This window comes from Actinacidiphila cocklensis (assembly GCF_907177275.1).
In the GTDB taxonomy this organism is placed as follows: domain Bacteria; phylum Actinomycetota; class Actinomycetes; order Streptomycetales; family Streptomycetaceae; genus Actinacidiphila; species Actinacidiphila cocklensis.
On the sequence record NZ_CAJSLV010000125.1, the window covers coordinates 35,172 to 57,223 of the forward strand.

General features: G+C 74.4%; 13 protein-coding genes and 1 tRNA gene. 11 read left to right on the plus strand and 3 right to left on the minus strand.

The features are described from left to right. Positions 1–3: 3 nt before the first annotated feature. Positions 4–207, minus strand: a complete 204-nt coding sequence (locus NFU81_RS39530; protein WP_251501883.1) for a hypothetical protein — start codon at positions 205–207, stop codon at positions 4–6. Between the two features lie 252 nt (positions 208–459). Here NFU81_RS39530 and NFU81_RS39535 point away from each other — a divergent pair, with 252 nt between their 5' ends. Beyond that, positions 460–1,269 (plus strand): VOC family protein, encoded by an 810-nt coding sequence (locus NFU81_RS39535; protein WP_251501886.1) that lies wholly within the window; start codon positions 460–462, stop codon positions 1,267–1,269. A 7-nt stretch (positions 1,270–1,276) separates the two neighbouring features. Here NFU81_RS39535 and NFU81_RS39540 read toward each other — a convergent pair whose 3' ends face one another. Both NFU81_RS39540 and NFU81_RS39545 read right to left on the minus strand, forming a co-directional pair. Next, positions 1,277–2,227, minus strand: a complete 951-nt coding sequence (locus NFU81_RS39540; protein ID WP_251501888.1) for a pseudouridine synthase — start codon at positions 2,225–2,227, stop codon at positions 1,277–1,279. A 113-nt stretch (positions 2,228–2,340) separates the two neighbouring features. After that, a tRNA-Arg gene (locus NFU81_RS39545) sits at positions 2,341–2,413 on the minus strand. A 335-nt stretch (positions 2,414–2,748) separates the two neighbouring features. Here NFU81_RS39545 and NFU81_RS39550 point away from each other — a divergent pair. From NFU81_RS39550 to NFU81_RS39595, 10 genes are read left to right on the plus strand one after another with little or no spacing between them, the layout of a single operon-like run. Further along, on the plus strand, positions 2,749–3,420 hold the full coding sequence (locus NFU81_RS39550) for a D-sedoheptulose-7-phosphate isomerase (protein WP_251501890.1): 672 nt from the start codon (positions 2,749–2,751) through the stop codon (positions 3,418–3,420). Then, the gene (locus tag NFU81_RS39555; RefSeq protein ID WP_251501893.1) at positions 3,417–4,487 is read left to right on the plus strand and encodes a putative sugar O-methyltransferase; all 1,071 of its coding nucleotides are present in this window, start codon (positions 3,417–3,419) and stop codon (positions 4,485–4,487) included. Before NFU81_RS39550 ends, NFU81_RS39555 begins: the two co-directional genes overlap by 4 nt. Then, a complete protein-coding gene (locus NFU81_RS39560) occupies positions 4,484–6,292 on the plus strand; it encodes a condensation domain-containing protein (RefSeq protein ID WP_251501895.1) in 1,809 nt (602 codons plus the stop codon). The genes NFU81_RS39555 and NFU81_RS39560 overlap by 4 nt, the downstream gene beginning before the upstream one ends. 1 nt (position 6,293) lies before the next feature. Continuing rightward, entirely contained in the window at positions 6,294–7,619 is a 1,326-nt protein-coding gene (locus NFU81_RS39565; protein ID WP_251501898.1) for a glycosyltransferase family 2 protein, read from the plus strand. Then, the gene (locus tag NFU81_RS39570; protein ID WP_251501899.1) at positions 7,616–8,422 is read left to right on the plus strand and encodes an HAD family hydrolase; all 807 of its coding nucleotides are present in this window, start codon (positions 7,616–7,618) and stop codon (positions 8,420–8,422) included. Before NFU81_RS39565 ends, NFU81_RS39570 begins: the two co-directional genes overlap by 4 nt. After that, on the plus strand, positions 8,409–11,501 hold the full coding sequence (locus NFU81_RS39575) for a condensation domain-containing protein (protein WP_251501903.1): 3,093 nt from the start codon (positions 8,409–8,411) through the stop codon (positions 11,499–11,501). Before NFU81_RS39570 ends, NFU81_RS39575 begins: the two co-directional genes overlap by 14 nt. Then, complete coding sequence (locus NFU81_RS39580) at positions 11,498–17,053, plus strand: non-ribosomal peptide synthetase/MFS transporter (protein ID WP_251501905.1); 5,556 nt, start codon at positions 11,498–11,500, stop codon at positions 17,051–17,053. Before NFU81_RS39575 ends, NFU81_RS39580 begins: the two co-directional genes overlap by 4 nt. Continuing rightward, complete coding sequence (locus NFU81_RS39585) at positions 17,050–18,654, plus strand: class I adenylate-forming enzyme family protein (RefSeq protein WP_251501908.1); 1,605 nt, start codon at positions 17,050–17,052, stop codon at positions 18,652–18,654. Before NFU81_RS39580 ends, NFU81_RS39585 begins: the two co-directional genes overlap by 4 nt. Continuing rightward, positions 18,639–21,731: a non-ribosomal peptide synthetase gene (locus NFU81_RS39590; RefSeq protein ID WP_251501910.1), complete on the plus strand. Its 3,093-nt coding sequence runs from the start codon at positions 18,639–18,641 to the stop codon at positions 21,729–21,731. The genes NFU81_RS39585 and NFU81_RS39590 overlap by 16 nt, the downstream gene beginning before the upstream one ends. Beyond that, complete coding sequence (locus NFU81_RS39595; protein ID WP_251501913.1) at positions 21,728–22,015, plus strand: phosphopantetheine-binding protein; 288 nt, start codon at positions 21,728–21,730, stop codon at positions 22,013–22,015. Before NFU81_RS39590 ends, NFU81_RS39595 begins: the two co-directional genes overlap by 4 nt. The last annotated feature ends 37 nt before the right edge of the window (positions 22,016–22,052 follow it).

Sequence of the window (22,052 nt, forward strand, 5' to 3'; positions counted from 1 at the left end):
AAGCTAAGCCGCCGTCACGACCGCGGCGCCCGTGACCGGCCCTGAGACCGCGCGTATCCCGACACCGCTGCCGCGCGCGGCAGCGGTCCAGCGGGCGCGCAACCGCGCCAACTCCGCCAGTTCCTCGGCCGTCCAGGGCCGGTCGCCGTGCTCCTGCACATATGCGCGCAGAGCGGCGTTCGCCTGATCGAGAGTTCCCCCGTACATGTGAACCACCCTAGACGGGGGCACTGACAATCCTCGAATCCATTGGCCACCGCCCGTACCGGCCCCGCCACGGTCAGCCAACCCCCTCGACGCCCGCCGACGACCCCTCTGACCAGCCCAACGCGCCCCGGCCGAGCGTGGGAACGCGGATTGTCGGCGGCTGATGCCATGCTGAGTGTGAGAGAGGACACAGCGTCCAAATCCGGCAGATCGATCGCCCCACCGATCACTCGGCCCACGGAGGTCTCCAGCATGCTCACCAATGACTACGTGCCCGGTACGCCCAACTGGGTGGACCTGGGAAGCCGCGACGTCACGGCGGCAGCCGCCTTCTACGGTGACCTGTTCGGCTGGGGGTTCCAGCCTGCGGGGCCGGAGATGGGGGGCTACGGGATGTTCCAGCTGGGCGGGGAGACCGTCGCCGCGATCGGCCCGCTCCAGGACGAGCAGGCCCAGCCCGCCTGGACGGTCTACTTCCACACGCCCGACGCCGACGCGACGACCAAGGCCGTCGAGCAGGCCGGCGGCGGCGTCCGCTTCCCGCCGATGGCCGTCGCCGACCAGGGCAGGCTGGCCGGCTACTCCGACCCGGGCGGCTCGGAGTTCGCCGTCTGGGAGCCGGGGACGAACCCCGGGCTCGACAGGGTCGGCGACGGCGGCCTGTGCTGGACGGAGCTCTACACGACGGATGCGGCGAAGGCCAAGCAGTTCTACGGCGCCGTCTTCGACTGGGACTTCGAGGACATGCCGCTGCCCGGCGACGCCGGCTCCTACGCGGTGGCGTCCCGGTCCGGTGGCGGCCGGCAGGGCTCGCACTCCGGCATCATGCAGCTCGGCACGGACATGCTCCCCGAGGGCACCAGCTACTGGCAGCCGTATTTCTCGGTCGCCGACGTGGACGGGACGGTCGCCAAGGCCGCGGCGCGCGGCGGCGCGGTGCTCATGCCGGGCACCGACATGGCGGGCGTCGGCCGGCTCGCCCTGCTCAGGGACCCGGAGGGCGCCTTCTTCGCCCTGCTGCGCGCCGCCGACCCGGACACCCCCGTCTCCCCGGGTGCCTGACCACCCCTCAGGCCTCGTCGCCGGCCCAGGCGGCAAGACGCAGCCGGCTCTCGAAGCGCATCGCCCGCCCGGTCAGCGGGTCGGTGAACTCCAATGCCCTGGCCAGCAGCTGGAGCGGCTGTGACCAGTCGTCAGCGGCCGCCTCCGGCAACTGCAGCGGGTAGAGGGGGTCGTGCAGCAGCGGCAGCCCCAGGCCGCTCATGTGCAGCCGCAGCTGGTGGGTGCGACCGGTCGCGGGCAGCAGCAGGTAGCGGCCGAGGCCGTCGCGGTGGTCGAGCAGGTCGATGCTGCTCTCCGCGTTCGGCGGGCCGTCCGTCCGTTCCTCGGCCGCCATCCGCCCGCGCTCCTTGACGATCCGGCTGCGCACGGTCCGCGGCAGCGGCACCGCCGGGTCGTGCCGGGCCACGCCCTCGTACTCCTTGCGGACCTGGCGGTCGCGGAAGAGCGTCTGGTAGGCGCCGCGGTCCTCGGGCCGTACGACGAAGAGCACCAGGCCGGCGGTCAGCCGGTCCAGGCGGTGGGCGGGGGCGAGCAGCGGCAGGTCGAGGTGGTGCCGCAGCCGGCTCAGCGCGGTCTGCGTGATGTGCCGGCCGCGCGGGGTGGTGGCGAGGAAGTGCGGCTTGTCGGCGATCACGATCCGCTCGTCGCGGTGGACGATGCCGACCTCGTACGGCACCTCCGCCTCGGGCTCGCGGTCGCGATGGAACCAGACCCAGCCGCCCGGCTCGTACGGCGTCGCCGGGCCGACCGGCCCGTCCGCGGTCACGAAGCGCCCCTCGGCGAGCATCGCCTCCACCCGTTCTGCGCCGACCGCGGGACCGTACCGCCCGAGCAGATGCTCCCGTACGGTCGCCCAGCGCTCGGCCCCGTCCCCGGGAAGCCGCAGCCGTACGGGGTCCACCCCGGCGTGCTGCGGCAGCGGTGACGGCGGCGGCCTGCGACCTGCCCTGCGAGCCACGCCCCGCACCTCTTCCCGCTGTACGCGCTCCGCGCCTGACTGCGCCGATCCGCCGTACGCGTCGGCCTGCGGGCCGCCCTGGGGGCGGCGGACGCGGCAACGGAGAAATTGTGTGCCCCAGGCAGGATTCGAACCTGCGACACCGGCTTTAGGAGAGCCGTGCTCTATCCCCTGAGCTACTGGGGCCGGGGGGCGCAGAGCCAGGCTCCCGACGTGGAACAGGGTAGCGGATCCGGCGTCCGGGAGTGGTCCGCGGGGCACGGCCGGCGCCGTTCCCGATCCGTGCGGACACGAACCCCGGGGTTCGTCCCACCTGGTCGGGGCCGCCTGTGTCCTTCTTTCCGGCCATGTGGTCTGACCTGCAAAGGGGCGGTTTCCGGCGCGTGAAATGCTCCCAAGGATCCGTAAAATCTTGCTCCCAAAGCGGGTTGACGGTGCGCCATATCCCCTGACAGGATCCCGATTCTTCAGTGAGTGAGGATCTGCGAACGGGGAAGCGGATGCTTGATGGGAGCGCTCCCATGGGGGGCGGTGTCGATCCGGGCACGGGGCCGGTGTCGATCCCGCAGGCGGGGCCGGGGCAGGAGCCGGGGTCGGTGTCGGCGGAGGCCGAGGCCGTGGTCAAGAGCTACGTCGACGACCTGACCCTCGCGCTCGCCCAGATGGAGGCCGGCTCGATGGCCGCCGTGCTGGAGGCGCTGGTCCTTGCGATGCGGGAGGGCCGCCGGGTCCTCGTGGCCGGGAACGGCGGCAGCAGCACCGCCGCCATCCACATCGCCAGCGACCTCATGGCCGCCTCGGCCGCGCCGGGCGGCACCGCGCCTCAGGCCGTGGCCCTGACCGAGAACATCGCCCGGGTCACGGCGATAGCCAACGACTACTCCTACGACGAGATCTTCTCCCGCCAGCTGCCGGGCTGGGCCAGGCCGGGCGACGTCCTGCTGCTGCTCAGCGTCAGCGCGCGCTCGCCGAACCTGGTGCGGGCCGCCGAGGTCGCCCGCGACCTCGGCATGACGGTGCTGGCCGCGATCGGCGACCCCGGCGAGCTGGCACCGCTGACGGACCGGTACGTCGTCTTCGGGCAGGCGGACTACGGCCTCACCGAGGACCTGCACGTGGCGCTCGGCCACATGGCCGTCCGTGTCCTGGGCGGCGGCGACGCCTGCCGCTACCGAGCCGCTGTCGACGGGTGAGCGCAGTGAACCACTACACCTCCAGGATCTTCCTGACCGTCCGCTACCTCGTCGGCCTGTTCGGGCTGACCCTGACGCGGACCTCCACCGAACTGAGCAGCTTCCGCATCCACGCGGGCCACGGGCGCCACGACGACACCCGGCCGCTGCCGCCCGGGCTCGCCGCCGTCCTCGACGACCGCGACCCCGACCTCCAGGAGCTGCGCGCCGCCTACCGCCGGCTGGACTCCCCCTTCAAGCCGGGCAGTTTCTGGCGGCGCAGCCGCCGCCTGCGCGACCTGAACCTCAAGTACTTCCGCGGCGACAACGCGTACGTGTGGCAGCTGCGCCAGGTCGGCGACAACGCCCGGCTGAAGTTCTTCCTCCTCGCGCAGTACGTCCGAGCCCTCGACAGCCACAAGCTCCTGGAGCGGACCGCGGAGGACGGCGCCTTCGGCTGCTGGACGTTCGACTTCGAGGAGCTGCCGACGGCGAGCAGGGACCTGCTCGACTCGGTCAACGAGATGTACTTCCTCGACCGGCACTGGGGGTTGCTGTCCAGGACCGACTTCACCGTCGTCGACGTCGGCGCCGGCTACGGCCGGCTCGCGCACCGCATGGTGGAGTGCGTGCCGGGCCTGTCGCGGTACCTGTGCGTCGACGCGATACCGGAGTCGACGTTCCTGAGTGATCACTACCTTCGCTACCGCAAGGCCGACCACAAGGCGACCGTCCTGCGGCTCGACGAGATGGAGGCCGGGCTCGCGGCGGGGCGGCCCGACCTGGCGGTCAACATCCACAGCTTCTCCGAGATGCCGCTGTCCGCGATCGAGGCGTGGATCGGGCTGCTGGCGCGCAACGACGTGCCCGCCCTGATGATCGTGCCCAACGAGGGCGACAAACTGCTGAGCCTGGAGAACGACTACCTCCGCCTGGACTTCGGCCCGGTGCTCGAACGGCACGGCTACGTGCTGGCGGCACGCGAGCAGACCGTCGCCGACCCGGACGTCCGCGACCTGGTCGGCGTCGGCGACTGGTTCATGCTCTTCACCCGCGACAGCGCGGAACCGACGCCCGATGCGTCATGACGGGCCGCGCACCGGCCGCCGCCGCGGCTCCCGCGCTGACGCGTGAGGCGCTGCCGCTGGAGTTCGCCGGCCTGGACGGCGGAAGCGCCGAGCTGACGTGGGGCCAGCGCTTCGTCTGGGACATCCTGGAGGCGCTGGCGCCCGACAACCACTACATCAGCCTCCGGCTGCGGGTTCACCTTCAGCCCGACGTCACCCGCGAACGGGTGCTCGGCGCACTGCACGCCCTGGTCGCGCGCCACGAGGTGCTGCGCACCCGCTTCCCCGTCGGGGCGGACGGCGAGCCCCGGCAGCTGTGCGACGGGGCGGGTGAACTGCCGGTGGAGATCGTCGGGACCGTTCCCGGCCGGGTCCGCAGGATCGCCGAGCAGGACGAGCAGCGGCTGTGGCACCAGCCGTTCGCGCACGGTAGTGAGTGGCCACTAAGGGCGAGCGTCATCGTCGCCGAAGGCCGGCCGCGGCAGGTCGTGTTCGTGTTCTCGCACCTCGCGGTCGACGCCTGGGGATGCACGGTGCTGCGCGGCGAGTTCCTGGACCTGCTGCGGGACGGGCACGCGAAGCCGGCATCGGCCGGCTGGCAGTCGCGCGCCCGGGCCGCGTACGAGGGGTCGGCCCCGGCCCGCAAGGCCAACGACGCGTCGCTGGCGTACTGGCGCCGGATGCTGGAGAGCGCACCGCAGACCGCCTTCCCCAACCTGCCGACGGCGGGGGAGACCCCGCTCTTCCCCGGCGTCGGGCTCCAGTCGACGGCGCTGGCCGCGGCCGCGCGGGCGGTCGCGGTGCGGCTGCGGGTCAGCCCGGCCGCAGCCGTCCTGGCTGCGCTGTCGACAGCCATCGGCATCAGGACCGGCACCGACGCCGTGCCGCTGGTCCTCGCCGCGGGCAACCGCTTCACCGCCGCGGACTCCGCCTCTGTGGGGACCTTCTACCAGGGCGCCCCCGCCCTGGTCCGGCTGGACGCCGACTCGCTGGCCCGTACCGTCAAGGCCGCGCACCAGGCGTCGGCGCTGGCGTACCTGCGCGGCCAGAGCGACCCGAGGGACGTCGCCCGGCTGGTGGCCGAGACGACGTCCGCGCGCGGGGTCGCCGTCGGCCTGCTGAGCACCGTGAACGTGGCGCCCGAGCCCGGCACCGCGGGGCTGCCGCCCGCACTGGGAGCCGCCGAACTGCGCGAGCTGACCGAGTCCACCCAGCTGTCCGACCTCGAAGGCCGCGACAAGGAGCAGCTGAAGCTGTACTTCCACGTCAAGGCGCTGCGTTCGCGCGCGGTCATCGAGCTGTTCAGCGACAGCCGGTTGCTGGACGCGGCGAGCGCCCGCAAGCTGCTGGCCGGGCTGGAAATCGTACTGATCGAGCTGTTCGAGACCGGTGACCTCACGCGCGACCGGGTCGCCGAGCTGGTGGGCGTCGGCCCGCTCGCCGAACCCGAGCACAAGGTAGTGGTCGATCACTGCCGGATCGACCTGGACGCCGTCCGCGCGATGCTCGCCGGCCTGCCGGAGACCGTCGCCTGCGAGGTCTTCGTCGACCACCCGGAAAACGGCCCGTCCCGGCTGGTCGGCTACCTGGTGACGGCACCGCGGACGACACCCGAGCAGCTGCACACCGCGCTGCTCGGCCGGCTCGACGGAAACCTGACCATGACGCCGCACTGGTACGTGCTGTGCCACGACGCTCCGACCCGCCCCGACTCCCGCGCCGGCTGGGAGCGGCAGGCGGTCATCCTGCAGGGCAGCGGCCGGCCGGGCGGGCTCGCCGCGGCCGCCGGCCCGGCGCCATCCACCGACGCTCGCCTGGGGGCCTAGCGTGCTGTCCGTCATCATCCCCACCTACAACCAGGCCGACTGCCTGGATCTGACCCTCGGGTCGCTGGCCCGGCAGAGCGCCGGCCGGGACCGCTTCGAGGTGGTCGTGGTCGACGACGCCTCCGTGCAGGACGTGCACGCGGTGGTACGCCGCCACGAGGCCGGCCTGAATCTGCGCTACGTACGCCACGAGGCAAACCGCGGCCGCTCGGCCGCCCGCAACTCCGGGGCCGCCGCGGCCACGGGCGACCGCCTGCTGCTGATGGACGCCGACTCGCTCGCCGCCCCCGACCTGGTCGAGCGGCACCTGCGGGCGCCCGGCGACACCGGCCCCGAAGTGGTCTACGGCCGCCGCATCGAACCCACCTGGGGAACCTTCGCGGCGCTTCGCCAGGCGCCACCGGACGAGCGCGACCTGCTGCCGATGGAGGGCGACCACCGCGACCTGCCGCAGAGCGACCCCGGCGTCTTCGACGTCTACCGGCGGACCGGCTGGATGTTCGGTTTCACGCACAACCTCTCGCTGTCCCGCGCGCTGTACGAGCAGATCGGCGGCTTCGACGAGTCGTTCGTGCAGTGGGGTTACGAGGACACCGACTTCACCTACCGCATCTACCGGCACTTCGGCCGCGACAGCAGCTGCTTCCGCTACGACCCCGCGGCCCTGTGCTACCACGCACCGCACTTCAGGGACTGGACGACGGAGTGGGAGAAGACCAAGCCGGTCCTGCCCTACCTGGTCGACAAGTACCGGCACTACGACATCGAGTTCTTCACCCACCCGTCGGACAACCACCGCCGGGTCGCCAGGACGCTGCCCTTCTACGAAGACTGCCGCGAATTCCTCCGCGACCACCCTGGCCGGGTCGCCGCCGACCGCGTGCACAAGGCCGTCGGCCTGCCGGACGCCGCGCGCAGCCTGTGGATCGGCTTCGACGTCGCGGCTGCGGCGCCGGCCGGCGCGACCGCGACCATCGACCACGGCGCCGACTTCGGACCGGACAACCCGCACCTGTTCGGCGTCCGCACGCCGTACGCGGACGGCTCCTTCGACAGCGCGGTGCACCTCGACCTGTGGCGCATGCTCACCCCCATCGACCTGTCGGCGCTGATCATGGACAGCCTGCGGATCGCCGACTCGGCGCTGCTGGTGATGTCCAAGCAGGTGCGCAGGGACGCGGGCGACGGCATCGGCATGATCGACGACCTGGGCTACTTCCTGTCACTGGTCACCCCCCGGTACGAGGCCGGGATCGCCTACGACGACCCGGAGATGGCCGTCGTCCGGCTGGCGCGGCGCGAACCCGCCGCGGGGGCCGCCCGATGACCGCCCCGATACCGGCGTCCGCCCCGATGCCGGCGTCCGCCTCGATACCGGCGCCCGCAACCGTGTCGGCCGTGGCCTTCGACCTCGACGGCACCCTGGTCGACCTGGAGAACCTCCACCACGAAGCGTGGCTGGCGGCCGCCCGGCAGGCCGGCGTCGTACTCACCCGCGACCAGGCCATGCACCGGCTGCCGCACTTCATCGGCGGCCCCGACCCCCAGGTGGCGCAGGAGATCGCGGCGCTGTCGCCGGCCGCGGTGCCGCCCGCCGAGACGGTCGCCGCCAAGCAGCGGTGCTTCGACGACCTCGTCGGCGCCGTCGACGAGATCGTCCCGCGGGCCGGGGTCGGCGCGGTCCTCGACCGGCTGTGCGCTGTGGGTGTCCCGGTGGCCGTGGGCACCGCGACCGAGCGGGCGACGGCGCTGGCCATCCTGCGCAGGGCCGGGCTGCTCGCGGTGTTCGGGGAGGCCCGGGTGGTGGCCGCACGCGACGTGCCGCGGCTCAAGCCGGCGCCCGACGTCTACCTCGCCACCGCGGACCTGCTCGGCGTGCCGCCGCAGAGCCAGCTGGTCTTCGAGGACTCCGTCACCGGCGCGCTGGCCGCCCGCGCGGCGGGCAGCCGGGTCGTCGCCGTCCCCACCGTCCACGACCCGGACTACCTGCGGCGGTTCGAGGCGGCCGGGGCCGTGGCCGTCGTCGAGGACTGGCAGGCCCCCGGCCTGCTGCCGCTGCTCGACCGCCTGACGGCGGCCGGCCGCTCCGAGAACGCCGGGACACCGGGAGCCGTATATGTCCGAGCATGACCGCGGTCCGCTGACCGCCGCCCAGCGGCGGCTGTGGTTCCTCAACCGGCTCGACCCGCAGGACGCCGCGTACAACATCTCCGCCTCCGTCCTGCTGCGCGGCGACCTCGACACCGACCGGCTGGTCCGCGCCTTCGACACCGTCATCGCCCGGCACGAGAGCCTGCGCACCCGGTTCGCGGAGTACGACGGCGAACCGGTGCAGGAGGTGCTCGCGCCGCGGGCCACACCGGTGCACCGCGCGGACGTGGCGGACCTGGACGAGGCGCGGCGGGCCGTCGAGGAGCTGATCGTCCGGCCGTTCGACCTGGCCGCGGGGCATCTGATCCGTATCGGCCTGCTGCGGCTGAGTGCGACCGAGCACGTCCTGTGCGCGGTCACCCACCACACCGTCGGCGACGGCTGGTCGCTGAACCTCCTCTACCGGCAGGCCGCGGACGCCTACCGCGGCATCGACCCCGCCCCGCCGGGCATGCGCTACCTGGACCACGCCCGCGCCCGCCAGGGCGACGACGAGGCGTCGCTGGCGTACTGGCGGGCGGCCCTGGACCAGCCGCCCACGCTGGAGCTGCCGCTCGACCGGCCCCGCCCGGCGCGGCGCACCTCGGCGGGGGTGTGCGCCGAGCGGGCCTTCGACGACGACACCTGGACGCGGGTGCAGCAGGTCGCGCGGGAGCTGCGCTGCACTCCGTTCATGGTGCTGATGACGGCCTACCAGCTGACGCTGTCCCAGCTCAGCGGGCAGGAGGACCTCTGCGTCGCCACCGCGGTGGCAGGCCGGGACGACGTGGCGGCCGAGTCGGTCTTCGGCTACTTCGTCAGGATGCTGGTCCTGCGCGCCGACCTGTCGGGCGACGTCACCGTACGCGACCTGGTGCGCCGCACCCGTACGGCCTGCCTGGGCGCCTTCGCGCACCAGGAGGTGCCCTTCGAGCAGCTCGTCGCCGACCTGGGGCTGGCCCGCGACCCGAGCCACAACCCCTTCTTCCAGGCGACCATGACGCTGCACTCCACCATGGACGTCTCGGCGACCGGCTTCGACGGGGCCGACGGCTTCGAGGGCGTCACGGCCGAGGGCTTCGGCGACGGGTCGCGGCGCACCCTGACCGACGTGGCGATGGACGTGTTCATCAGCCCGACCGCGATCAACGCGCGGTCCGGGCAGGCCAGGATGGAGATCCTGCTCACCGCGGGAGCCGACGTCTTCGACCCGGCCACCGCCGAGGCGATGGCCGACCGCTTCACCGCCGTGCTGCGCGCCGTCCTCGCCGACCTGGACGCCCCCGTACGGCAGATGCCGCTGGTCGACAAGGCCGCCGAGGCCGAACTGCTCGCGATCGGTACCGGCCCCGCCCTTCCCGGCGGCTCGACGCCGGCCGCCGCCGTCGAGCGGGCGGTCGCCGCCGCGCCCGACGCGGTCGCGCTGCTCAGCGGCACCGAGCAGGTCAGCTACCGGCAGCTGTGGGAGCGGGCCGGCGAACTCGCCGACGCGCTGCGTGCCGCGGGCGTCGAGCCCGGGCACCTGGTGGGGGTCGGTGTGCCGCGCGGCCCCGACCAGATCGCCGCCCTGCTCGCGGCCTGGCGCAGCGGCGCCGGATACGTACCGCTCGACACCGCACTGCCCGGGCACCGCCGGGACGTGATGGTCGAGCAGTCCGGGGTCGCCGCGGTCGTCACCGCCGACGGGATCAGGTCCGGCGCGCAGGCACCCGTGCGGGCGCCCGGCGCCGCGTACGTCCTGTTCACCTCGGGCTCGACGGGCACCCCGAAGCCGGTCCTGGTCGGGCAGGCCGCGCTGCGGGACCGCGTGGCGTGGATGACCGGGGCCTACGAACTGACGCCCGCCGACCGGGTGGTGCAGTTCGCGGAGCTGGGCTTCGACACCCACGCCGAGGAGGTCTGGCCCACCCTGGCGGCCGGCGGCACCCTGGTGCTGCTGCCCGGCGGGACGCGGTCGCTGCCGGACGTGCTGGCCGCCGACCCGGCGATCACCGTGCTCGACCTGCCCACCGCGTACTGGCAGGCGCTGCTCGACCTCGGTCCCGACTGGCCGGCCGCGCTGCGGCTGGTGATCCTCGGCGGCGAGCAGGTCGACGCGGCCGCGGTCGCCCGCTGGCGGGACCGCCACGGCGACCGGATCAGGCTGGCCAACACCTACGGGCCGACCGAGGCGACGGTCATCGCCACCGCGGTCGACCTGACGGGCGGGCAGGACGGCCGCAGGCCGCCCATCGGCCGCCCGATCGGCGGGGTCCGCGCGTACCTGCTCGACCCGGCGGGCCGGCTGGTGCCGCGCGGCGCGGTCGGCGAACTGTGCCTGGCCGGCGCCGGGCTGGCCGACGGCTACCTGGGCAGGCCCGACCTGACCGCCGAGCGGTTCCGCCCCGACCCGTTCGGCGGCGGCCGGATGTACCGCACCGGCGACCGGGCGCGCTGGCGCCGGGACGAACCGGTGCTGGAGTTCCTCGGCCGGCTCGACCGGCAGCTCAAGGTCCGCGGCGTACGGATCGAGCCCGGCGAGGTCGAGGCCGTCCTGACCGCGCACCCGGGGGTGGGCCAGGCCGTGGTCACCGCCGTCGCGCAGACCCTGGTCGGCTACGTCACCGGCACCGCCACCGCGGAGGACGTACGCGCCCACGCCGCGGAGCGGCTGCCCGCGCTGCTGGTGCCCGGCGTCGTCGTGGTGCTGCCCGCGCTGCCGCTGACCGCGAACGGCAAGGTCGACCTGGGTGCGCTTCCCGCGCCCGCCGCAGGCGACGACGTGCGGGCCGCCTTTCTGGCGCCGCGTACCGACGCCGAGCAGCTGGTCGCCGCGATCTTCGCCGAACTGCTCGGGATCGGGCAGGTGGGCGCCCTCGACGACTTCTTCGTGCTCGGCGGGCACTCGCTGCTCGCGGTACGGGCGATCGGCCGGCTGCGCGCGGCCGTCGGGCTCGACCTGCCGGTCCGGCTGGTGTTCGAGCAGCCCACCGTGGAGGGCTTCGCGCTGGCCGTCGAAGCCGCCCTGCTCGCGGAGATCGAGACCCTGACCGACGACGAGGCGGCGGCGGAGCTGGCCGCGCGGACGGCGGCACGATGACCACCACCTCGGGAGAGCTCTCCGCCGCCAAGAAGTCCCTGCTGGCCGCCCGGCTGCGGCAGGCCGCCGCTCCCGCCGCCGCCCCCGCCGACGTCATCCCGGCCCGGCCGGCCGGCACCCCGGTGCCGCTGTCGCCGGCGCAGGAGCGGCTGTGGTTCATGGAGCAGTACGCGCCGGGCACCGCCGCGTACACCGTCCCCGTGGTGCTGCGGCTGCGCGGCGGCCTGGACGCGGCCGGGCTGGCCGCCGCGCTCGACGCGGTCGCGGCCCGGCACGAGAGCCTGCGGATGCGCTTCGCGGCCACCGACGACGGCCGGCCCGAACTGCACATCGACGAGGCGGTGCGGATCCCGCTGGAAACGGCGGACGCGGCCGGCGCGGACCCGGCGGCCCGCGAGGCCTGGGTGCGCGCGGCGGTCACCGCCCGCCTGGCCGAGCCGTTCGACCTGGCCCGCGGCCCGCTGCTGCGCGCGGCCCTCTACACCCTGGAACCAGGCGACCAGGTACTGGCCCTGACGGTGCACCACATCGTCTGCGACGGCTGGTCGGCGGAACTGCTCGTCGGCGAACTGCTCGCCCTGCTCGCCGCGGACGGCCCGCAGGCCCCGCCGCTGCGCAGGCAGTACGGCGACTACGCGCTCTGGCAGCGCGAAAGCCAGGGGCGGCGGCTCGCCGACGGCGCCCAGGAGCGCGACGTCGCCTACTGGCGGGACCGGCTCGCCGGGCTGCCCCCGCTGGACCTGCCCACCGACCTGCCCCGGCCGGCGCGGCCCAGCTTCCGCGGCGCCCCGGTCGGCGTCCACCTGGACGAGGCGTCGACCGCGGCCCTGCGGCAGTCGGCCCTCGACCGGGGCGCGACCCTCTACATGGCGGTGCTCGCCGCCTACGCGGCGGTGCTGTCCCGCTACGCCCGGCAGGACGACTTCGCCGTCGGCTCACCGCAGGCAGGCCGTACGCACCCGGAGCTGGAACCGCTGATCGGCATGTTCGTCAGCATGCTGATCACCCGGGTGGACACCGCCGGCGACCCGACCTTCGCCGAACTGGTCGCCCGCGTCCGCGACACGGTCCTGGACGGTTACGCCCACCAGGAGCTGCCGTTCGAGCAGCTGGTCACCGAACTGGACGTGGACCGCGACACCTCACGGTCGGCGGTCTTCCAGGCCGCCCTGTCGATGCGCACCGCGGCAGCCGCAGGGCGCCCGCCCGCCGCCGGGATCGAGGTCGAGCCCTTCGTCGTCGAGGTGGTGGCGACCCGCTTCGACCTCGAACTCGACCTGATGGCCGGGGACACGCTGTCCGGCGCCCTCATCTACAACCGCGACCTCTTCGACGGCGACACCGTCCAGCGCATCGCCGGGACCTTCGCGCGCTTCGCCGGCGAGGCCGCCCGCGACCCGGACCGGCCGCTGAGCGCGCTCTTCGCGTCCGCCGCCGGCGCCGCGCCCGCCGCCTGGAACGACACCGCCGCCGACTTCCCCGAGGACGCCACCCTGCACGGCCTGGTGCTGGCCAGGGCCGCCGCCACCCCCGACGCGCCCGCGGTCTGCTTCGAGGGCAGCACCCTGACGTACGGCGAACTGGCCGAGCGCGCCCACCGGGTCGCAGGCCGGCTGCGCCGCGAGGGCGCGCGACCCGGCCGGATCGTCGCCGTGTGCGCGCACCGCGGCCCCGACCTCGTCGCCGCCCTGCTCGGCGTGCTCGTCTCGGGCGCGGCGTACCTGCCGCTCGACCCCGACCACCCCGCGGACCGGCTCGCCTTCATGCTCGCCGACGCGGAACCCGTCGCCGTACTGACCTCGGGAACGGCCTGCGACGCCCTGCCGCCGGCCGCGTGCCCGGTGCTCGCCCTCGACGACCCCGCGCTCCTGGCCGAGGCAGCCGACGAGCCCGGGGGTGGCGCGGCAGGACCCGGCGACCCCGCGTACGTCATCTACACCTCGGGATCGACCGGGCAGCCCAAGGGAGCCGTCAACGGCCACCGCGGTGTCGTCAACCGGCTGCACTGGATGCAACGCCGCTTCGGCCTGACCGCGGCCGACACCGTCCTGCAGAAGACCCCCGCCGGATTCGACGTGTCCGTCTGGGAGTTCTTCTGGCCGCTGCTGGCCGGGGCCAGGCTGGTGCTGGCCCGCCCCGACGGGCACAAGGACGCCGGATACCTGCGCGACCTGATCGCCGCCGAGGGCGTCACCACCGCGCACTTCGTCCCGTCCATGCTCGCCGTCTTCCTCGCCGAGGACGGCGGCGAGCGCTGCGGCACCCTGCGGCGGGTGATCTGCAGCGGCGAGGAACTCCCCGTCGACCTGGCGCTGCGCACCCTGGCCGCGCTGCCCGGCGCGGAACTGCACAACCTGTACGGCCCGACCGAGGCCGCCATCGACGTGACCGCCCACCGCTGCACCGCCCGGGAACTGGCCGGCCGCGCCCGGGTGCCCATCGGCGCCCCCATCGACAACATGCGCGCCGACGTGCTCGACGAGCAGGGCCGGCCGCTCCCGGTGGGCGTGCCCGGCGAGCTGTACCTGGCCGGGGTCGGGCTCGCCCACGGGTATCTGCGCAGGCCCGAGCTGACGGCGGAGAAGTTCGCCGCCGGACCCGACGGGCAGCGCCGCTACCGCACCGGCGACCTGGCCAGATGGCGCCCCGACGGGACGCTGGAATTCCTCGGGCGCATCGACAGCCAGGTCAAACTGCGCGGCCTGCGCATCGAACTCGGCGAGATCGAGGCCGCGCTGCGCGAGCAGCCGGGAGTACGCGACGCGGCCGTCGCCGTACGCGAGGACACCCCGGGCGACCGGCGGCTGGCGGCGTACCTGGTGGCCGGAACCACGCCCGATGCCACGCCCGATGCCATGCCGGATGCCACGCCCGACGCCACCGCGCTGCGCACCGCCCTGCGGCGGCGGCTCCCCGACTACATGGTGCCCGCCACCTTCGACGAGCTGCCGGAACTGCCGCTGAGCACCAACGGCAAGCTGGACCGCCGCCGGCTGCCCGCCCCCGTGCGGGTCCGCGCCGTCGCGGCCGCCTACGCGGAACCCGTCACGGACACCGAGATCCTCCTCGCCGACCTGTGGACCGGCCTGCTCGGGGTGCCGCGGGTCGGCCTCGACGACGACTTCTTCGACCTCGGCGGCCACTCCCTGCTCGCCGTCCAGGTCGTCGCGGCGCTGCGCCGGGCGGTCGGCGCGGGCGTCACCGTGATGGACGTCTTCGCGCACCGCACCGTCCGCGAACTCGCCGGACTCGTCGACGTACCCCTCGACCAGCGCGGCCCCCGCGACCTGGTGCACGAGCTGACCCGCCCCCTGCCGGCGGCGCAGCGGGTGCGCACCCTGGTGTGCGCGCCCTACGGCGGCGGCAGCGCCGTGGTCTACCAGCCGCTCGCCGACGCCATGCCCGCCGGGCACCGGCTGTTCTCCATCGCCATCCCCGGCCACGACGTCGGCCTGGACGAGGCGGCACTTCCCCTGGAGGAGCTCGCCGAACGCTGCTGCACGGAGATCCTGGCGAAGGCCGAGGGGCCGCTCGCGCTCTACGGCCACTGCGGTGTGGGCTCCGCGCTCATCATCGAGATCGCCCGCCGCCTGGAGCGCAGCGGCCGGGAGGTCGACGCCGTCTACATCGGCGCGATCTTCCCCTTCGCCCGCCCCCGCAACCGCGTCTGGTCGGCGCTGTCCAGGGCGGCCAGGATGGAGCCGCTGCGCTCCGACACGCTGTACACCAACTGGCTCACCGGCCTCGGCGTCGACATGAACGACCTGGAACCAGACCAGGCCCGCCACCTCATCCGCACGATGCGCCAGGACTCCGACAACGCGGAGGCGTACTACACCGAGCTGATGCACTCCGGCACGCAGCGGCTGCGCGCACCGATCATCAGCGTGGTGGGCGACCGGGACCCGGCGACCGAATTCCACGCCGAGCGCTTCACCGAATGGCACTTCCTCACCGACCGCACCGCCCTGGTGGTGCTCGACGAGGCCGGGCACTTCTACCTCAAGTGGCGGGCCGGCGAGCTCGCCGAGATCGTCACCGGCGTCGACCCCGCGGTGACGGCCGAGCGGACGCAGCCGCTGGCCAGGCCCGCGCGCGGCGAAAGGGCCACCTGGTGGCTGCACGGCACGTCCCGCTCGGCCCGCCCGGTCGCGCCCACCGGGCCGCAGCCCAGCATGGGCCGCTTCCTGGTCGTCGCCTTCGCCCAGCTCATCTCGCTGCTCGGCTCGACCCTCACCGACGTGGCCCTGCCGCTGTGGGTGCTGGAGCGGACCGGGTCCGTGCTGAACTTCGCACTGCTGGCGGTGACCGGGCTCGTGCCCAGCCTGCTGGCGATGCCGATCGCCGGGGCCATCGTCGACCGGCACAGCAGACGGCGCGTCATGCTCTGCGGCGACATCGGCGCCGGCGGCACCCAGCTGCTGCTCGGCATCCTGCTGTGGACCGGCTCCCTGCAGACCTGGCACATCTACCCGCTGCTCGCGATGCTCTCGGTGGCGCTGACCTTCCAGCGGCTCGCCTACAGCTCGGCCATCCCGCAACTGGTCCCCAAGCAGTACCTGGGGCACGCCAACGGTGTCGTCCAGATGGTCGGCGGCGGCGCCACCGCCCTGATGCCGCTGCTGTCGGTGGCGCTGCTCGCGGTGATCGGGCTGGGCGGCATCCTCGTCGTCGACGTCGCCAGCTACGCCGTCGCCGTCGCCATCGTGCTGCTCGTCCGCTTCCCGCGGACGCTGGCCTGGCGCCGCAAGGAGTCGCTGGGCACCGAGATACGCGAAGGCGTCCGCTTCTCCTGGGGGCACCGGGGCTTCCGGTCCATGCTGCTCTACTTCATGGTCCTCAACGTCTTCCTGTCGCCGCTGTTCCTGATGATCACACCGCTGGTCCTGGCGTTCGCCGACCTGCACCAGGTCGCCGAGGTCTCGGTCGCCGGCGGGGTCGGGGCGCTCCTCGGCGGCCTGGCGATGACCATGTGGGGCGGGCCGCGGCACCGGCGGCTCCACACGGTGCTGTGCTGCTCGCTGCTGCTGGCCGCCTTCTGCGTCGTGGTGGGCCTGCGGCCCACGGTGTGGGTGATCGCGGCCGGCTCGTTCGGCATGTCGCTGGCGCTGGTCCTGCTCAACGGCGTCTACACGACGATCGTGCAGGTCAAGGTCCCGCAGCGGTTCCACGGCCGGGTCTTCGCCGTCAACACCGTGATCGCCTGGTCCACCCTGCCGATCGGCTGGGCGGTGCTGGGGCCGATCGGCTCGCACATGCTCCAGCCGCTGATGGAGCCCGGCGGGGCGCTGTCCGGCTCCTTCGGCCGGGTCCTCGGCGTCGGCCCCGGCCGCGGCATCGCCCTGCTCTACCTGCTGCTCGCGATCGCCATCGCGGCCGTGGCACTGACGGCGATGCGGCTCCCGCGGACGGCACGCTTCGACGACGAGGTCCCCGACGCCCGGCCCGACGACGAGGTGGGCGCGGAGGCCGTACGGGAGCGGGTGGCGGCGGGCGGGGCACACGAGGGCGCGGCCGAACGGGCCGTGCCCGCCGAGCAGGGGGTGCGATGAGCACGCGACGCCTTCCACCGGTGGCCCTGACCGTGCCGCGGCTGCTCGCCGCGCGTGCGGACGCCGAGCCCGCGCACATCGCCGTGCACCAGGGCGGCGGCACGCTCGACCTGGGCACCTGGCAGGCCAGGACGCAGGCGGTCGCCGCCGGGCTGCGGGCGGCCGGCGTACGCACCGGCGACCGGGTCGGGCTGCTGTACGGCGCCCGGGACTGGATCGCCTACGTCTGCTCGTACACCGGTGTGCTCGCCGCCGGCGCGGTCGCCGTACCGATGTCCACCAGGGCCGCGCCCGACGAAGTGGCGTACATGCTGGAGCACAGCGGCGCCACCGCCCTGCTGCACGGGCAGGACGCCGGGCGCTTCGCCGCCCGGGTCCGGCTGCGCTGGGGTCCCGGCGACGTCGAAGGCCTGCCCGCGGCGGCACCCGTGGACGGGCCGCGGCCCGGCGATCCGGCGCAGATCCTCTACACCTCGGGGACGACCGGCCGGCCCAAGGGCGTCGTCGCGGCGCACGCCAACCTCACCCACGGCGCCCGGCTGAACCCGCCGCTGCGCACCCTGGCCCACTCCCGGCAGTTCCTGCACGCCTTCCCGATCGGCACCAACGCCGGGCAGACCATGCTCTTCAACGCGCTCACCGCGCAGGCCGGGATGCTGGTGACCGCGCGGTTCGGCCCCGAGCACTTCGCCCGGCTGATCGAGCAGCAGGCGGTGGGAAGCGTCTTCGTCGTCCCCGCGATGGCGATCGAACTGCTGGCCTCGGGGGCGCTGGACCGCCACGACACCTCCAGCGTCGTGCTGTTCGGCTCGACCGCCGCCGCCCTGCCGCCGACCGTGGCCGCCGGGCTCGCGGCGGCGCTGCCGGCCGCCACGATCGTGAACTACTACACCTCGACCGAGGCCGCGCCGACCCAGACCAGCATGATCTTCAGCCCGGAGCGCCCCGCGGCCCTCGGCCTCGCGGTCGCCGGGGGCGCGCTGCGGGTGTGCGACGAGGCCGGGCTGGCGTGCCCCGCCGGGGTGACCGGCGAGGTGTGGATGCGCAGCGCGGGCGCCCCGCGCTCGTACCTCGACGACGACTCCGCCACCTCGCAGGTCTTCAGGGCCGGCTGGACCCGGATGGGCGACATCGGCTACCTCGACGCCGACGGCTACCTCTTCCTCGTCGACCGCGAGAGCGACGTGATCAAGAGCGGCGCCGACAAGGTCTCCACCATCGCCGTCGAGGCGGCCCTGCACGAGCACCCCGAGATCGTCGAGGCGTCGGTCTTCGGGCTGCCCGACCCGGTGCTCGGCCTGGCCCCCGCCGCCGCGCTCGTCACCACCCGCGAGCTGCGGCTCGCCGAGGTGCGCCGCTTCCTGGCCACCCGGCTGGCCGGCCACGAGCAGCCCAGCCGGATCGTCCGCGTCGACGAACTGCCGCGCAACGCGGGCGGCAAGGTCGTCAAGAGCCGGCTGCGGGCGCTCTTCGACCCCGCGCGGGAGCCCGCGGCTGCATCGGCGGCTTCCCGAACTTCAGCCACGTCCAGCGCTTCAGCCACGTCCAGTGCATCAGCAGCGTCAGGAGAGGAGGCGGCGAGTCCATGGCCGAAGCAGTGACCGGCATCCCGATGACCCCCGCTCAGCAGGGTCTGTGGTTCGCCGAGCGGGCCATCGGGGCCGCGGCGGCGTATCTGGTGCCCGCGGTGGTGACCGCGCCCGACGCGGTGGAGCCCGCCGCGCTCGACAAGGCGTGGGCCGCGCTGACCGACCGGCACCCGCTGCTCGCCGCGGCCGTGGCCGAGTCGGCGGGCGAACCGCTGCTCCTCGCCGGCGAGGCGGCCCCGGTCGTCCACCGCGAGGTCGGCGCGGACGAGCTGCGGACCGTCCTGGCCGCCGAACTCGCCACCGGATTCGACTTCGCCGACTCCGCAGGCCCGGTCGGTCCGTTCGCCCGCTGCACGGCACTGAAGGTCGACGACGGCCGTACGGTCGTGATGGTCGTCGCGCACCACCTGGTACTCGACGGGCTCGGCCGGGACATGCTCGTCGCCGACCTCGGCGCCGCGGTGGCCGGGCAGCCGCTCGGGCCGGGATCGCTGGACCGCTTCGCCGGGTTCGCGCGGGCGCAGGCCGAGCGCGTCGCCGCGGTCCTGCCGGCGGCCCGCGAGTTCTGGGCCGCCCGGCCCACCCCGCCCGCCGAGGTGCTGCTGCCCGGGCTCGCGGCCACGCCCACCGCCGCCGAGGACGCCACCCACATCGACCTCGCCTGGGACGCGGAGCTGGACGCCGCCCTGACCGCGGGCGCGGCGGCGCTCGGGGCGACCCGGTTCGAGGTGCTGCTCGCGGGCGTGCACGCGCTGCTCGCCCGGTACGGCAACACCGCGGGCTCGGTCGCCGTGGACGTCTCCACCCGGCGCCCGGAGACGGCGGGCGAGATGGGCATGTGGGTCAACGAGCTGCCCGTCACGCTCGGCGCCGACCTGGAGCGGCCGTTCGGCCGGCTGGTGCGCGACGTGCGGGCCGAGGCCCGCGAGGTCTACGGCCACCGCGAGGTGCCGTTCGGCCGGGCCGTGGCAGGGCTGCCGCCCCGCCTGGCCATGGCGCCCGTCTCGACCAGCTACATACGGCTCCGCACCGACTCGCCTGGCCAGGACGCGTCCCCGGTCGAGCGGCTGTTCGCCACCGCGACCGTCCGCGCCGCGATGCACCTGCACTTCATCGACACCCCCGACGGGCTGACCGGGCGCGTCCACGTACCGACCCGGCTGCTGCCGGCCGCCGACGCCGAGCGGGTCATCGGGCACCTGCGCACCCTGCTCGCCGCCGGTCTCGCCGAGCCCGACCGGCCGCTCGGCGACCTGGACCTGCTGCTGCCCGCGGAGCTGGCACTGCTCGAACGGATCAACGACACCGCACGGCCGCGCCCCGCCACCACCGTGCTCGACCTGGTCAGGGCGGCCGCCTACGCCGCCCCCGACGCGGTCGCGGTGTCCGGCGACGGCGGCAGCCGCACGTACCGCGACCTGGTCGCCGCCGCACACCGGATCGGCCACGGGCTGCGGCGGCGCGGCGTCGGCTCCGGCGACGTCGTGGGGCTCTGCGCCCACCGGAACGTCGAACTCGTCGCAGGCCTGCTCGGCGTTCTCGCCGCCGGCGCCGCCTACCTGCCGCTGGACCCGACAGCCCCGGCGGCGCGGCTCGGATTCATCGCCGCCGATGCCGGGACCAAGCTGGTACTCGGCCACGCCGAGGCCATGGCCGGGCTCGGCGAGCAGTCCGTCGAGCTGCTGGCACTCGACGGTCTGGCCGCCTTCGCCGCCGAGCCCGAGACGCCGCCCGCCGCCACCGACCCGGACGGCCTCGCGTACGTCATCTACACCTCGGGCTCCACCGGCCGCCCCAAGGGCGTCGAGGTCGGCCACGCCGCGCTGGCCAACATCGTCGCCGCCATCGGCGAGCTGGTCGGCTCCGACCCCGCCGACCGCTGGCTCAACCTGACCACCCTGTCCTTCGACATCAGCGGCCTCGAACTGTTCGCGCCGCTCACCACCGGCGGCCGGGTCGTGGTCGCCGCCGACGCGGCCGTACGCGAGGGCGCCGCGCTGGCCCGGCTCGTCGCCGACGCCGGGATCACCCACGTCCAGGCCACCCCGTCCAGCTGGCAGCTGCTGCTCGACGCCGGGTGGACCGGCGCCCCCGTCACCGCGCTGTGCGGCGGCGAGGCGCTGCCGCTCCCGCTGGCGCGGCGGCTGCGCCCGCTCGTCGACCGCATGGTCAACGTCTACGGGCCGACCGAGACCACCGTCTGGTCCACCGCGGCCGAGATCCCGGCCGACCCGGACCGGGTGACCATCGGGGGTCCGCTCGCCAACACCACGCTGCAGGTCCTGGACGCCCGGCTGCGCCCGGTTCCGGCCGGGGTACCGGGGGAGCTGTGCATCGGCGGCGCCGGGCTGGCCCGCGGCTACCGGGGGCGGCCGGAACTGACCGCCGAGCGCTTCGTGACCGACCCGGCCGGCCGGCGCCTCTACCGCAGCGGCGACCTGGTGCGGCTGGGCGCCGACGGGCAGTTCGACTTCCTCGGCAGGGCCGACGACCAGATCAAGCTGCGCGGGCACCGGATCGAGCTGGGCGAGATCGAGCGGACGCTGCTGGATGCGCCCGGCGTCGCGCAGGCGGCGGTGGCGGTACGGGACGGGGAGCTGGCGGCGTATCTCGTCGCCACGGTTGGGGCGGACGCCTCCGGCGACGTCGCGGCGGTACGGGCCTACGTCGCCGACCGCCTGCCGCGGTACATGATCCCGCGGGACTTCCGCCTGCTGGACGAGCTGCCCCGCACCTTCAACGGCAAGCTCGACCGGGCCGCCCTGCCCGCGCCGGGCGCCGCTGCCGAGCCGGGCGTCGTTGCCGCGCCAGGTGCCGCCGTCGAGGGTGGCGGCCCGGCGGCCGGGGAGGACGCGGACCTGACCGCTGTCGTGACCGGCATCTGGGCGGAAGTGCTGCGGGTGGACGACTTCGCCCCCGGCGTCACCCTCTTCGACCTCGGCGGGCACTCGTTGACGATCATGCAGATCATCGCCCGCATCCGGGAGCGCCTGGGCGTCGAGGTGCCCTTCGACGCCTTCTTCGACACCCCGACCATCGACGGGGTGGTCAGCGCCGTCGACGAACTGCGACAGGAGGAGCCCGAGTGACCGCCCAGGAACTGCACTCGCAACCGCACCCCGAACTCCACCGTGAGCTGGCCGAGCTGGTCGTCGAGGCCAGCGACGGCCAGATCAGCGCCGCGGAGGCGTTGGCGGAGGAGCCCGAGCCGCTCGGGCTGCTCGGCCTGACGTCGCTGGGCTTCGTCCGGCTGATCCAGGCCGTCGAGAGCCGCTACGGGGTCGTCGTCGAGATGGACGACGACCTGTCCGCCCTGGACACGGTGCCCGCGCTGGCGGACTACCTGCGCGAGCGCGGCGCGGGCGGCGCCTGAACCGTCCGGCCCGCCTGATCCGTTCGACCTGTCCGAC

Coding starts and splice junctions, on each gene's coding strand:
- NFU81_RS39580 (WP_251501905.1), top strand. CDS start 11,498: ATGACCACCACCTCGGGAGAGCTCTCCGCCGCCAAGAAGTCCCTGCTG.
- NFU81_RS39570 (WP_251501899.1), top strand. CDS start 7,616: ATGACCGCCCCGATACCGGCGTCCGCCCCGATGCCGGCGTCCGCCTCG.
- NFU81_RS39560 (WP_251501895.1), top strand. CDS start 4,484: ATGACGGGCCGCGCACCGGCCGCCGCCGCGGCTCCCGCGCTGACGCGT.
- NFU81_RS39535 (WP_251501886.1), top strand. CDS start 460: ATGCTCACCAATGACTACGTGCCCGGTACGCCCAACTGGGTGGACCTG.
- NFU81_RS39585 (WP_251501908.1), top strand. CDS start 17,050: ATGAGCACGCGACGCCTTCCACCGGTGGCCCTGACCGTGCCGCGGCTG.
- NFU81_RS39550 (WP_251501890.1), top strand. CDS start 2,749: ATGGGGGGCGGTGTCGATCCGGGCACGGGGCCGGTGTCGATCCCGCAG.
- NFU81_RS39530 (WP_251501883.1), bottom strand. CDS start 207: ATGTACGGGGGAACTCTCGATCAGGCGAACGCCGCTCTGCGCGCATAT.
- NFU81_RS39590 (WP_251501910.1), top strand. CDS start 18,639: ATGGCCGAAGCAGTGACCGGCATCCCGATGACCCCCGCTCAGCAGGGT.
- NFU81_RS39575 (WP_251501903.1), top strand. CDS start 8,409: ATGTCCGAGCATGACCGCGGTCCGCTGACCGCCGCCCAGCGGCGGCTG.